The organism is Paenibacillus sinopodophylli (assembly GCF_005930355.1).
Taxonomy (GTDB): Bacteria; Bacillota; Bacilli; order Paenibacillales; family Paenibacillaceae; genus Pristimantibacillus; species Pristimantibacillus sinopodophylli.
The window spans coordinates 20,464-34,422 of the sequence record NZ_VDBO01000015.1; the positions used below are offsets into that span (position 1 = coordinate 20,464).

The 13,959-nt window shown below is 41.2% G+C and carries 17 protein-coding genes; 1 reads left to right on the forward strand and 16 read right to left on the reverse strand.

Translation table 11 applies throughout. From position 1 onward, the window contains the following. Window positions 1-27: 27 nt before the first annotated feature. Complete coding sequence (locus tag FGT79_RS26850; RefSeq protein WP_138755924.1) at window positions 28-411, forward strand: hypothetical protein; 384 nt, start codon at window positions 28-30, stop codon at window positions 409-411. 3 nt (window positions 412-414) lie between these two features. Here FGT79_RS26850 and FGT79_RS26855 read toward each other — a convergent pair whose 3' ends face one another. The 16 genes from FGT79_RS26855 to FGT79_RS26930 form a co-directional block, all read right to left on the reverse strand. Continuing rightward, window positions 415-777: a hypothetical protein gene (locus FGT79_RS26855; RefSeq protein ID WP_138755925.1), complete on the reverse strand. Its 363-nt coding sequence runs from the start codon at window positions 775-777 to the stop codon at window positions 415-417. 27 nt (window positions 778-804) lie between these two features. Continuing rightward, the gene (locus FGT79_RS26860; protein WP_138755926.1) at window positions 805-1,044 is read right to left on the reverse strand and encodes a hypothetical protein; all 240 of its coding nucleotides are present in this window, start codon (window positions 1,042-1,044) and stop codon (window positions 805-807) included. A 48-nt stretch (window positions 1,045-1,092) separates the two neighbouring features. Beyond that, entirely contained in the window at window positions 1,093-1,791 is a 699-nt protein-coding gene (locus FGT79_RS26865) for a hypothetical protein (protein WP_138755927.1), read from the reverse strand. 20 nt (window positions 1,792-1,811) lie between these two features. Further along, the gene (locus FGT79_RS26870) at window positions 1,812-2,768 is read right to left on the reverse strand and encodes a M23 family metallopeptidase (RefSeq protein ID WP_138755928.1); all 957 of its coding nucleotides are present in this window, start codon (window positions 2,766-2,768) and stop codon (window positions 1,812-1,814) included. Window positions 2,769-2,779: 11 nt separating this feature from the next. Continuing rightward, entirely contained in the window at window positions 2,780-3,754 is a 975-nt protein-coding gene (locus tag FGT79_RS26875) for a hypothetical protein (RefSeq protein ID WP_138755929.1), read from the reverse strand. 7 nt (window positions 3,755-3,761) lie between these two features. Beyond that, a complete protein-coding gene (locus FGT79_RS26880) occupies window positions 3,762-4,211 on the reverse strand; it encodes a hypothetical protein (RefSeq protein WP_138755930.1) in 450 nt (149 codons plus the stop codon). A gap of 10 nt (window positions 4,212-4,221) precedes the next feature. Beyond that, window positions 4,222-4,650 (reverse strand): hypothetical protein, encoded by a 429-nt coding sequence (locus FGT79_RS26885; protein WP_138755931.1) that lies wholly within the window; start codon window positions 4,648-4,650, stop codon window positions 4,222-4,224. 6 nt (window positions 4,651-4,656) lie between these two features. Further along, a complete protein-coding gene (locus tag FGT79_RS26890; protein WP_138755932.1) occupies window positions 4,657-5,031 on the reverse strand; it encodes a hypothetical protein in 375 nt (124 codons plus the stop codon). 1 nt (window position 5,032) lies between these two features. Next, a complete protein-coding gene (locus FGT79_RS26895; protein WP_138755933.1) occupies window positions 5,033-5,458 on the reverse strand; it encodes a hypothetical protein in 426 nt (141 codons plus the stop codon). Between the two features lie 80 nt (window positions 5,459-5,538). Beyond that, entirely contained in the window at window positions 5,539-6,087 is a 549-nt protein-coding gene (locus FGT79_RS26900) for a hypothetical protein (RefSeq protein ID WP_138755934.1), read from the reverse strand. Between the two features lie 77 nt (window positions 6,088-6,164). Further along, window positions 6,165-8,159: a hypothetical protein gene (locus FGT79_RS26905; protein ID WP_138755935.1), complete on the reverse strand. Its 1,995-nt coding sequence runs from the start codon at window positions 8,157-8,159 to the stop codon at window positions 6,165-6,167. A gap of 3 nt (window positions 8,160-8,162) precedes the next feature. Beyond that, the gene (locus FGT79_RS26910; RefSeq protein ID WP_138755936.1) at window positions 8,163-9,992 is read right to left on the reverse strand and encodes a Flp pilus assembly complex ATPase component TadA; all 1,830 of its coding nucleotides are present in this window, start codon (window positions 9,990-9,992) and stop codon (window positions 8,163-8,165) included. 47 nt (window positions 9,993-10,039) lie between these two features. Then, window positions 10,040-10,828, reverse strand: a complete 789-nt coding sequence (locus FGT79_RS26915) for a CpaE/TadZ family protein (protein WP_138755937.1) — start codon at window positions 10,826-10,828, stop codon at window positions 10,040-10,042. Beyond that, window positions 10,825-11,397 carry a hypothetical protein gene (locus FGT79_RS26920; RefSeq protein ID WP_138755938.1) on the reverse strand — a complete coding sequence of 191 codons (573 nt, stop codon included), beginning with the start codon at window positions 11,395-11,397 and terminating at the stop codon, window positions 10,825-10,827. The genes FGT79_RS26915 and FGT79_RS26920 overlap by 4 nt, the downstream gene beginning before the upstream one ends. Then, complete coding sequence (locus FGT79_RS26925; RefSeq protein WP_138755939.1) at window positions 11,397-12,548, reverse strand: SAF domain-containing protein; 1,152 nt, start codon at window positions 12,546-12,548, stop codon at window positions 11,397-11,399. The genes FGT79_RS26920 and FGT79_RS26925 overlap by 1 nt, the downstream gene beginning before the upstream one ends. Then, window positions 12,545-13,402, reverse strand: a complete 858-nt coding sequence (locus FGT79_RS26930) for a hypothetical protein (protein ID WP_138755940.1) — start codon at window positions 13,400-13,402, stop codon at window positions 12,545-12,547. The genes FGT79_RS26925 and FGT79_RS26930 overlap by 4 nt, the downstream gene beginning before the upstream one ends. Between the last annotated feature and the right edge of the window lie 557 nt (window positions 13,403-13,959).

A 13,959-nucleotide genomic window follows, 5' to 3' on the forward strand; every position in this document is an offset into this window, starting at 1 on the left:
ATGAAGTTTCAGAAGGAGCTGTCTGCGTTGAAAACCATTGAAGTTACGCCTGAACACTTCATATCGAAATTTGGACCGGAATATATCGCTTCCGACTCGTTCACGTATTACGAATGTGACAACGGTCTAGGTATTATCAAAGATAACGTGAAAAATTCCATTCAGTTGGTTAGCCGCTCCGAAATTTCAATAGAAGAAATTTCACAAGAGGATGAATTTGCCCTACTTTCCATGGTTTGCGGTGATTTCAAAACGGACATTGACCATCCAACAAACGATACCTTATCGGATTTCGAGTTTCGGGAGAGAAAGGCTTCCCGAAACTTTACCCTAACTTGGACAGTGATGGTGACCATGTTGTTCATTTGCACACTGTTATCCTTGCTTCTGTACAGTTACCTTCGAGCATAAGCCTTATTTTCTCAAAAAAAGATCTGCTTGTGATCCGCGAGCCGACTGACTGCCTTCTGAAGACTTAGCTTGCATTCGTTTCTCTATTAGAACTGCATCAGACAGCCTAGACTCGATAAAAGTTTGAGCTGTTTCTTTAGCATTTCTAAGTAATGCTAATTTGTCGCTATAACTTTGCACACTTTCTCTCGTTAACGTACCTTGTTGAACTTCCTGAGCACTTCCTTGAACCAATAGATCATTTAACCTGTTTAGTTCCTTTTGTACTGCCTTTAGCCTAGCCTCAGCCTCATCGTTGAAATGTAAGCTTTCTTGATATAATGCGTTTAATAGCCTTGAATCCAAGAGATTGTTCTTTCCTCCCACTATTCAAACCTCCCGTATGATCCTAGCTTACTCACGGCTTTGTTCTTCTGCTTGAGCAGCTAACTCCTTTAATCCAATCCATAGGTCCTTGTATTCGTCTTCAATAATCTTAATGAAGGTTAAATCATTTCTTGCCGCTGCCTCTGCATAAACATTCTTTATGTTTAATGTTAAATCACACAAAGCGTTCAGCTCTTGAGCAATCATAGTCATCGAAATTTGTATGGTGCTGGCTCGCTCTATTCGCTGCTCTAATTCAATACTCATATCCTTGTCACCCTATCTGTTTTTTCTGTAATCTTTGAGAAACGTTCATTATAGTAGCAAACTCTTTGTTGTTTTCCTCTCAGCCTCTGAAGATACCAAAGAAGTAGGCGCGGGTTCTGAAGCCGCTTCATCACGTTTAAGTGAAAATCCCTCTAGCCTCGAGGTAGACTCTAGATTCGCAGTTGCAGGGGAAGTACTGACATCGGCATGCTGTTGTATAGCCTCTTCAGTTGAAATCACTGTCGCGCTTTCATTAGAAACATCTCTTCCAACGTTGTTTGATGATCCGTAATATGCATTTCGTTGATAATATGGCAAGGCCGTCATAAAAAACCGATCCCAGGCCATTTCATACTCCTCTCTAATAGAGAGAGAAAAGGTTACGCGTCTCCTTACCTCTAGCGGCTTTTCAATAAAATGCCTAACCTGTATAAGTGAAGTGATGACATGAAGCACACCACAGCATAGTTCCAAGTCCTTGTCTATTTCGCCATCGATAAGTGTTAAATAAGGAGCCAGTATATGTATAGGCTTTGGTGCATGTTCATAAAACCATTGAACCGTATCATGATTCATGTCATACCCGCCAACCAATGTTCCAAGCTCAGTCAAATCTGTATACCGTTCCGACAATATGAGAGCTTGGTCATACACATCGCGATGAATGTAAAAGTATCTCTCTTGCGCGTAAAGAACCAGCATGTTAATGCTTAAAGGCAAGTACCTCTCTTTGGATACGACCAACATAAATCATTCACTCCAATCCATTAGTAAGCTACGAACACACTTGGGTCTACCGACTTTCCGTTTATGTACACACCAAAGTGCAAATGAGGTCCTGTGGTACGTGTCCCCGTATTGCCAGAGCGAGCAATACTCTGGTATTGCAGCACTTGTTCCCCTACAGAAACTTGATAACTCTCGAGATGACCGTAAAGGGTCTTAACCCCACAGCCATGATTAATGACGACGTAATTTCCCAGTTCATCGCCGCTTGCTGCTTCTTCTACTTGGCCATGAAAAGCAGCTAGTACTGCGGTACCTTCCGGAGCATGCATATCCATGCCATGATGAAATGTCATCACATCCATCGTTATTGGATCCAGCCTTGCCCCATAAGAGGAAGTTAATTGTACAGGGATTTCGAGTGGAGATTGGAAATCAGATACCTCTCCCAACACTGGACAAGCCAATGCTTTTTCATAAGTTTTCTTTTGTTTTTCCAGCTTCGGGCTCAGCGATTCGAGCTTGTTTCGATCATTAGCAGCATCCGCATGACTTAGCACGCTAACGTCCTTTTGTTGTTCTACCCACGCTTTTCTAGCTTCCTGCTTTCGAATCATATGTTGCATCGCCGTCCTATAACGTGCATCCAGCTCCATTAAATAGGGAACCTCTCGATCAAGGCTCTGCTTCATTAAATTCTCAAGCCTACTCAGTTCATCTGTTATTTCGTAAATATCAGCATCAATACTCATTAATGCATTCTTTCTCTGCTCGTCATGCAGCTTCATCGCTTCTTCCAGCATCGTATGTGTATTTACCCTGTAGGATACTTCACTATATTCCTCTTCCAAGAGCTTCAGCTTCTTCCCTTCTTCCACGGGATCATAAGAGGATACATTATACTTTTTCAACAAAACGGAAGCATTATCTTCCGCATAAGCCAAAGTGGAGGGCAAGATTATGAATATGAAAAGAATAATAATTGTTCTTCTATGCAAGAAACTCACCCTCACTTTTCAAAGGTCCGAAGATCTGGATAGTAGTCTGCTTTCGCCGCTTCATTAAAGGTATCAAAAAACTCATCCACCTCTATACCTGCGGGTACTAGATCGACATATGTATAGTATTTAACGCCAAATCGTATATATCCGGCAACCATTCTTACTCTATCGATTGATGTTCCGGATATGCTAAAACCGCTTATTGGCCTAGTTGTATTCAACGTTACGCCCTGAACCAAAATGAGGAAGCTCGGGCTTTCTATCGGATTGACACCGCTAAATGTCGTAAGCTGGTTCGGGATATAAAAGAAATTTTTCCAATTCGGATTGACTTCATTTAATTGATCAATACGACTTGCCATTTCATTGGATACGGTTTGATTAATAATCTCTCTGGCATTCGTTATCGACATGATTCCGCTATCTGTCGGAGGCAATCCTTGATGCTTATACAATTGATTTCCTGATATAGCAAGTGTCTCAGTCATTCCCATGTTAAGGGCATAGCTGACCTCTTCATATTCATAGCTATAGGGCAGCTTCATTCCAAAAACTAAATCCCAATAAGAATCATTGGCAGGTGTCTCCGGATAAAGGCCGTTTTGGTTGCGCACAATTTGTGGTGAAGCTATGTAATAACCATCTTGAGCTGCCACCGCTGCCACCGGGATGAAGTCTTTGATGTATGCACGATTTTGCTCCGTGGGATGAAGATCATAATTAAAGCAAAAAACATCTAGAAACGTATCCAAAGCCAGCTGTGGATCTACAGAGAAAAATTTATCTTTCGTATAATCCATATCCAAATCTGAGGTGCCCAGCATGGCAGCCGTTCCTGCATCTGCTGAGTAGTCAATCGCATATGATAATTTAAGGCGTTCAATTTCTTCTTTTTCTTTACCAATATAGTTCATATAACCCACTAGAAGCGCTGCGAAGAACAGCAAAGCGATTAGATTGACAACACCGAAACTCTTTCCCATTCCCCACCTACTTCCTAATCATTCCGGCTAACGTTTGATCGAATTTTGGAGGATTCAACCGAAGCAGTCTATTCTGAAGCCTCTGCGCACCCGAATAATCAATAGCCTGTACCCTTACTTTGATGATGTCACCGGAGCTCCAAGTCGTATTGTCATCAACCAGCATATAAGAACTAACCGTCCCGCCTGCTCCATCTGGATTAATAACCTTCATATATCGAGATACCGTTGCATCCATAGCCATCCCATAAGACGAGATACCAACATAGAAATCAGAGAGGTCCTGAGAGGAAAGTCTTCCATTGTCGCTGACTTTATCAATGAGGTTCGTCATTTCATTAAGCACACTGCGATTCATGGTTAAGTCCTTGTTCATCGCGTTGATTACTAAAGGCCCACCTGCTAGAACGGCAAATGCGATCAGAACCCCTAAAATTTTGTTAATAATATCTGACATCACTTGCCTCCTAAGGTTGAACCTCGTTTACGTTCCAGAACCTCATACCTAACGGACCAGAATAAAGCTGCATATTTACATCTATGTTATCTGGCATCGCACCCTTGGCTTCTTGAAGCTTTAATTCCCGGTTCAATAAGAACTCCTCATTTACTGGAATTTCAAGTGTATCACTCCACACATTCAACCGAATATTACGTGGTTCAGGCGCGAATTTGTCGGCCACGACTAGCATCAGCAGCACATCATTTGTCGTCATTTTACGCTCGCTTGGAACAATTTCACTTTCCGTTTCCAATGCTGTTTTTTCGATCTGTACGTTAAAGCCCCCAACCTCGCCCTTAAAGAGCGGGATACTACAATACACCATTATCGGAGTGAAAATGGCCAGCACCATGATCAAAATAATCATATCGAATGCATCGTCAGCTTCCTGCATGACTCATTACTCCTCCCCTACTAAAACGTCATAGCTTCCATTAACTTCTATAATGGATAGTTTTATTTTTTTATGAAAAATAGAGAGGAGATCATCCGCCTTTGCGATGGTATGCGCATACGCCGTTCCTGAAATAGAATGGATGACATGTTCATTCCTTTGCAGCATGACATATACGGATGCCGCAGGCATGGAGCCATACGCAGCACTCTGAACAAGGTCTGATGCATACGTTTCTGCTTGTATAGCCGCGACACTATCCACTGATCGACGGCCAAATCCTTGACCAAGCTGCGTGAACAGCAAGACCATTCCAATAACAATTGAGATAACAATGATACTTATCGTAATATGCACGCTATTGCTTATCTCGTTATCCATATTACTGCCTCCTGAATTCGATGCGCTCCACAACGCCGTTTAAGTCTTTTGCGATATGCGCATCATATCTCCCTATATCCTTAAATATGTCCGTTAAGTAATCCGTCTTGAACAATTCCTTAGGTGAGTTGTTTGTCCATTTCCAGTTAAACTCAACGGCTGCACCTGCAAGGGTATCTACCCAAATTTCAGGCTGACCTCTAGTTTCGGCAATTGCAGTAATTACGTCAGCCGGCACCAAATTTGTTGTTCCATCATAAGGGCTATAGCGACGATATTCCTTTACAATGGCTACTGCATTTTCATCTACTTGTTGAATTTCGACAGCTTGCCTCGCGAATGACCCCAATACGAAAATAAGAGACAGAACTAGAGCTGCTGTCATAGCGCTAATGCTCGCCCATATTGCCGCAGGCCATTCATTCATTACAATTCCTCCTTTTAGATCAACTTAGTCTTATGGAATAGGGAGACCTATACGTATGTAACGTATAGGTCTATCGTTTATTACTGCATTTGTGTGAAGCATACTCCTACAATAGTTCCGGTAGTATCTTTGATTAATTCAGCAAGAAACTTTGCTGTAGGCCGAACAAAGGCGTTGGTTCCTGAACGCGTTGTTGGCAAATAGACCATGTTGTACTCTAAAATACCATTAGTGCTTACCAAATTTGCTTCATAAAAAGCTGAACCAACTGCTTTAGTTAATGCTGTAGTTACCTGTGTTGTAGCATTTGTACCTACAAGGCGAGCACCATAATTTTGACCAGTATTAGTAGCTGTAGACATTTGAGCAAGAGTTCTAACAACTTGTGCTACTGGGCGGCCTTCAAATAGTTTAATTGCGGAAACAACCTGTGTACCTGACAAAATCTTCTGGTCATAATCGTCAAACTGTGCCAATGACATCGAATCCATAGAGTTCTGTACGACTGTTATCCCTTGATTCGTCGTCCCTCTTGTAAAGCCTAAAATAACGAAAATGATAGAAATAATGACCCCGATAACAATTAGTGCGATGGCTATTCGCGCGCCTGATCCTAATTCGCCTTCCATTGCTTACTCACTCCTTATAATGTGTAATAAATGTATTAATCAAGCCTAACGGCTTAATTCAAAATAATCATGATCCTTTAAGCTGTTACATGCGAAAGCGCCGTTGTGAATTCTTTGAAGCCTAAAATGCCCAGCGGGACCAGAATGTAAAGAATCGCTGTTAGCACTAAGGGCGCCATTGATAACGGACTTACATAGGTACGCTTCTTGCTTAATGTTGAATTCTGTGAGATTTCCCGAAGCCGCATGACATGATCACGCTCTGTAACGAGATCGCTGAACGCTTCCGATAATGAGATTTGATGAATAGTCAATAATAGCTTGTCTACCATTCTTTTAAACCCCGGCAGCACCGCTTTTGCTTTCATCCGATTAAGAGCCAAATCTGGGTCTGATGGATATTCATGATAAGCATCCAGAATGGCATTCTTATGAACTCGACTCTGCTTCTCCAGCCAGTATAAGGTTTCCAGCGTATCTGCTGACGTGTTCATTAAGATCGATATAATCGTCTGAAGCTGAAGCACGTCTTCCTCGCTTTCCGTCTTCAGCATCCAAGCCCTTGCTCTCAGCATCAGCTCCGGTATAAAGTAACAACCTATACCAGCTGCAAAAGCAATAAGCAGCATCCACCATTTGAAATAGGTATTATAATAGCTGACATACTTTTCTTGCAGACGCTTCACCTGCGCATCCTGGTCAAAGGCCTGCAGCTTGGGAAGCTTCGCCTTTACGAATTCTCTAGTATGGCTTTCTTTGGGCAGCGTCGCCATCGATAAGTAGATATCATCCATGTTCTGGCGTATTGCCACGTCTTCCTTCGAAAGCTCCTCCCCACCAACGAGCGAAACTTCTCGAACATTATCCCTAATAAACTGTTTGCCGAGGTTTACTGCAAAAAACATACAACCCACGGTCAGAGCAAAGGCGGTAAAGGCAAACAAAACTTTGCTTGCATACATATGCTTAAGGTCCGTCATACTTAACGCACCCTTCACAAGCCGCATTTTCTTAGCCTTTTTCAGCAGCTTTTTCGGCATCACATCCTTAATGACTTTTGCATACCAAGGCTGTCTGAGCAGGTACAACACAATTGAATTACGGTCATCCTTTTTCACAGACACTGCACTGTTTATTTTTACAATAACGGTATATCCAATTATGGAAGCCAACAGTATTAGTGCACGAGAGATATATCCGATAGGGCCGTGATAAATAACGGATGTTCCTGGGATAATGTTTGTAAAAAACGATTCTATAATGCCTATCGCGAGCAAAGGGGCTACTGGCAAATATTCAAGCATACCAAATCTAGCTTTCTGCAATGAAATACGCCTGATCTCTAGGTTTACTTCATCCGCCATCATTCCCATTGCTTGTAGAAAATTCGACGATCCATCTTTCAACTTGGTATCCCCGGAGTTGTTCAAGAGATAACAAACACCTGCCAATGTGCTTAGCAATCGAAACGGTGTCGTTGCATAAAACTCATTCAAACGGGCTTTTCCGTCTGGATCCGTTAAAATATTGTAAATTTCTTCGAAAGCACGATGCAGCTCAGAACCCGTTTCTGCCTCTGCAATAGCCTGCGGAATCGAGTTTAATCGCAAATAATTTTGTCTTAAGGAGGACAATGCGGCGGATAGCTGCTTCAATAGTTTGAAATGAACCCTATCTATCTGCTTGCCTACCAAAACCGTATTAATAATGACTGCATAAAGGACAACCATTAAGGTCGAGAATAAATCTCTAAATATAATTGCTCCGAATATGACCAAGGCCAAGGAGGATGCTGTAGCTATTGCATATACTTGAACCGAGAACACTTTAATCTCTTGACTTGAATAAACAGAAAGCATCGCTACACGAGCCTTAACTTTACGATAGCCGCCTCTCGTCAGAAAAAACTCATCCATAAAATGACTAATTCTAAAATAAGTCGATAACGAGATTAAGTTTTTTTTCTTTCTATAATTTCCTCTTCTATGTTTAGCCTTTTTGCGGTCTGAGACGACAACCATCGTGACAGCTATAGTCGCTGTAAGGATAAGTCCAATAATAAGAAACAGCACCTCTTACAGCCTCCAGTTGTCTAGAATGAATTTTTTGAAATCCTGTATCTTGTCTAACGGCATCACATCGAGCATTTTCTGAGTGAGCTCCGTTGTAAACCAGTCGTAGGTTTCATATGTATTCGTGTCCAGGTTGTATTTCAATATGTCTCTTGTTGTGAATGTCTTGCGGTCCGTCTTCCGGCTATAGTATTCCTTAGTAATCTCGTTCATGGAGTGTGTTGGGTTATCTTTATCATAATCGGGATACGGAACGCTGACGTCCAGCTTCACAATTTCTGATATCCGTTCAATGTACCTCCGACCGTCAGTCGTATAGTTCAGATGAATATCTACCCGAATTACGTCAATAACCTGCTGCTCTGCCGTAATCATATTCCCGGTAAACCCTCCTGCATTAACAAGCGAGTTACGAATAGCGTAAATAAGCTGCTCGGCCATGTTGGCATGATGTGAGAAAATCGTGAATATGGAAGCTACTTGACCCATTTGAATCATTCGTGCAGCAATACTGTCGGTAGCTACCTCACCAACAATAGATACTGCAGCATCCGATTTTTTCAAAGCATCTTGCAATTCTGCAGCCGATACATATTGCGTTTCCTGAACGGATAAAATATTCCGTTCGGGATATAATTCACGCAAATACATCTCTGGAGCCATTTCAAGTACGCGGACGGTGTATCTTGGGTCAATATATTTGACAGCAGCAGTCATCATAACTGTCTTGCCCGCTCCCTGCCTTCCAGTAAAACCACTCGTAACTTGACCCATCATCAGATACATCACAAGGTTAACCGCCAAAAATGCATGATTGACATACGGCTTATCGATTAGTGCCGGCAGAGAAGAATCACTTAAGGTGAACTTCCTTACAAACACTGCCCAATATTCAGCAGCAGGCGGTCTCATCGCTAAGACACGTGACTTATCGTACATCGTATTAACCATGTAACCCCGTTTTTCCGTCAAAGGTCCAGGATTGTTGTAGCGGCATAGCAGTTGAACAACCCGTCTAAGCTCCTCTTCCGTGTTGAAGCTCAAGAAACGAAGATGAATATATTTCCCGTTAAAGTACAGCCATACTGATCTCGGAGCTTTCATAATTTTAATGTCTTTGTTCAGTAATGCGCTTAATATAGAGCCTGATGTTCCGCAGTTAAATCCGTTAATATTCATTTCACGAAGCGTGTCGACAACTCCAAAGCCTTTATACCTTTGATAGATCATAATAACCAATATATCCAGCATGACATTGTAATCAATTTCGAAATTTTTCTCAGCATAGATGGAGTCAATATCTTCCTCGCTTATCAAATAAGAAGGCTGCGACTTATCTTCGATCTGGTATCTTTCTCTGGCTAATTTGTATTCATTAATCATCTCTGCAAGTGCGTCTTTGCCATATGACTTCTTGTAGAAATACATTAAAATCTCAAATTTGATGCGAGGCTCCAAATAACTAGCTCTGAAATCATATACTTCTAGAATCTCATCTTCTGTCTTCAGCATGTCTGCAAGTATGCTTCGAATGAGATCCTGAACGATCAGCTTTGCAGAATCAATACCATACACGCAGTTCTGCATGGCATCTTGGATTCTTGCCTTACGTTTATACATAGACTGGAACTCTTCATCCGCAAGCCCCGTGAAATTCTCATCCTTAATCAGATCTGCCAGACTGTACTTCACAATTTCCAGCAGCTTATCCAGGGTCAGCTTCTCTAATTGCTCAATGTCAGGACGTTCACGCTTTGATTTCCAATATAAGATTGCTACAAAGATGAAGATCCCAAGAAAAGTGAGCAATATAAGCAGCGTGTTTAAATTCATTCTGTTTTTCCTCCAATTAACCTAAGCCACAAGAACTTAGCCTATCTTTACGAAGACCAAACCATTTTTTTGCCTAAATTAGCAAGCACAATGGCCAAGCATTCTTTTAGATCATTGTTAAGCTCGATTACGCGAGGATCTTTCTCTAGTATGTAAGGAAGAATCGTTTGAAACTTGCCTATATTGCTTGTTCGTTTAATAAATGAGTTATAAGAAATCTTAGCGCAACGGGTATGCCTCAGCTTCATTCTCTTGCTTGTATCTCTGAATGCCTCAACATATGGGTCATATTGATTAATAATGAACACCAATCCCTTTTTGTTAAGCCTACCCATGATTTGAGCATCTTCCCAATGCTTGAGCTTATCTTTAATCTCTCGTGATTGCGTAAGCACCATCACAACTAGATCCGAATTTTCAATAACGGAATCGGTAATTTCTTCGTAAATTTCCGTCGTTACATCCGTAATGACAACTTGGTGATTCAAGCTGCCAATTACGAATTTCAAGAGCTTTGCATTATCTTCTTTCGAAATCGCATTTGAGGATGTATCAATAATTTGCAGATTAGGAACTCCTGGAACTTGCGTACAGTAATCTAGAATCTCATCCCCAGCTATTGCGTTAGATTCAAGAAGCTTAATGACTTGTGTCAAGCTTCTTGTTTTATCCTCTGACGGCTGTATGCCTAAAACGCCAGCAATTGAATTATTGTTATTTCCGGTATAAGTCAGGCATGTCGTATAATTTTGCGTCTGGGCAAGCGCCAGAGCAAGGAGCACGCTGATCGTTGTGCCTCCCTGTCTCCTGTCAGGAGATATAACCGATATATTCATTTAGACCACTTCCTGTTAAGCAGCGTTAAAGCCGTTTTACTCTTAATTTGCAATGGAGGTGCAAGCATGGCAGCTAAACCCCTATTTAAGTCTTTGGATGGGATCGCATGTAGAACCCCGTAAAATTCAATATTCTCAATCGTTTTCCATATAAGAGAGTTAGGAATAACGTTTATCGCATTCTTTTCTCTTTTTCCATCATAAGTTAGCTTAACTACTTGATAATCTCCTAATAATTCGAGAAACGCTTTTTCTTCCTCATTCGGATTATAAGTTTTCACATAAATAATTTGAGAAAGGTTGTCGGGAATTGTATCTTGGATATCGAAAATAACATGCTCAAAATCGTCCGGTGCATAACTTACCTCTTCAAATATCTCATCAGGAGTCGCATCTGATATTGCAATCATAATATTTGCCATATGCCCTTGAGTTTCTCCGGGCTCAAGCAGCCGTTTGTAGTGCCGGTTATTGCTGAATAAGGCTACATCGCCGGTTGCTTGAAGTATTTTCATGAGTGCATAAATAACAGGCCGCTTATCCGTATAACCGTACACGCCTATTTGCATTACTCAACGACACCTTTCTCAATTTCTAATAACGGGTTCCCAGAAGATCCCGTATTTACAGATCCTGTTCCTTGTGACGGTGCAGTTCCTGTTCCTTGTGACGGTGCAGTTCCTGTTCCTTGTGACGGTGCAGTTCCTGTTCCTTGTGATGGAGCAGTTTCCACGGATATAGTTCCTGGTAACGGCACAGCAGGCGCCGCCCCGCCATTCAGTTGAGCCTCTGCTTGCGCCTGCTTCGCTGCTTCTTCCGCTTCCCTAACCGTGTTATCGTGCTCTGTTTTACCTGCATCAATCTTGCCCGATATCTCATTGCGTCCGCTGGCAATAACGGAGCCTTGTTCTTGTGATACATTAGCTTGGCCCGCATCAATGATCTTTCTGCTTGTATCATTCAAGAACGCATTAACTTTCTCCATGATGTTTGGATCAGCAGTCATAATCGCCAGAATATTATCCGGAACGGCATAATATGGAGTTGCAGCTACTTGCACACCTGGCTCAAGATATTTCGTTAGATATAATGTGGCACCATTCTTTGTTTGCAAGAAATAGTCAATTAAAGACGCTTGATAGTAATGAATCTCCGTCTCGCTTAATTTTAGTTTTATCGTTTTGTCATGAATGGCTTCCACTCGTTTATGCGGCAGAACGATGTAATCCTCGCCAAGCGGATATACAATTCGATAATCCACGTAATCTCCGACCTTAAGCCCAATAGGCATTACGCTCGCAACAACATCGTATTCTCGAATGGTATCATCCATTGGATCTTCCATGACCATATCCATCGACATTAGTGTTCCAGGAAGCAGGCCGATTCGGTAATACTTTCCTATTATTGTGTCTGGATTTAATACAAGACTGCTAGTAACAAATGACTCCGGCAATTCTCTGGAAATTAAATCCTCCGGCTCGATTTGTCGACCTGCAAACAGATCATTCAACCCATCATTGACTGTCCAAACATTAACCATCGGACCGATTCTTATGAGTGTCTCCTCCAAGCCAGCAATTTCCTGCTCATATGAAAAAGTCATCTCACTAATTTTCGGCTTCCAAATAGCAAAATATTGTCCGATGTTTGTTCCAATAAGCACAACGGCTGCTACGACCATTATAGAAATCGTCTTGATATTCCATTCGAAGTTCATCTTTGCGTCCCCCAATAAAAAACCTTTAAACTGCCATCCAAAATAATAACTCTTGATTCCGCAATGTTCTTCTTCAGGTAATAATCCAAATAGTAGGCCCCAGACTCTACTCTCTCGATATTCCAACCATCCAAAAAAAGAGATTCCAAGTAGACGGCACTCTGCTCAACCGAAGAAATATAGGTATAAGGAATAGCATGTTCAATTCCAACTCCCATACGGGTAGGATCCCTTAATTCCGTTTGATTCAACATAGCATTCCCCGCTACGGCATATCTCTTGGAAGCAGCCAAACGTTTGTATATAGCATTATCGGCTGGTATGCTGCTTGTTTCTTGAATAGTATAATTGCTGCTCACACCCTCGTTTGCAGAAAAAACCAACCTGAGCCACCACTCTCCATTCTTTTCCTCAACCCCAAAATTCTTAATTGGGTAATCAATTGTTTTCCATGTACGAGAGGAATCCTGTTCGGGTTTAAGTGGTTGCCCATAACTAACAATCGCTAGAAACGAATTTTCCGTGTGACGATTGGAATACGAAGTATATAGATCTGATTTCAATAGGCTTCGAACCCATTCATTAATTTCACTCCCTAAACCGGCAATTGGTTTACTCTCAAGAGACTTAACATTAGTTGTGATGATTTCATAAACTTCATTGGAAATGTCCGCTACCATATCTTCAAAAGGATCACTCGTTGTATCTTTGGTTCCATTGCTAATTGGGTCTATCAAGCTCTTCCTGACCCCATCGATATGTTCCGTGATAAACAAAGCAATTAAAAACAGTGAACCGAAGGTAGCCAAAGATATGATTGCTATTTTATTTTTCTTTATTATTTCAACCAACATTTAAGGAACCTACTAATGGCTTCGACTTCAAGGGCATATAGACCCAATCACACATTCATTACTCTCCTCCAGATGTATTCACTGTATGTAAATAAATTGATTTCATATGGTACAATTTATGATGTGTAGAAAATTTTACCTAGCAAAATACTAGCACAATAATCCTATATCTTCAAACTAAATTTCTCATTATTCGGGACCATTCGACTAATTATAATTCATGAAGGTAATATTTTGAATAAAGAAAAGCCACTTAAATACATCTGTTCCTACTTTTCTGGGTCATAAGCTTTATTATTTCATATATATATCTAAAGTTAATTTAAACCATTAATTCCAAGGGGAAATATTTGAAGAATCCTGTCGGAATCTGTATTTATAGATTTGAGTAATCCTTATTCATTTGAACTGGGAACGATATTAAACTCACAGCAAACACCCTAATTCCACGACTACCTCTTTCTAGGCATAAAAAATACACCCCATACAATGATCGTTTGAACCCTGTCGGGTTTCCAACGACTATTCTAAGGGGTGTATTCCATACATCAAATGAG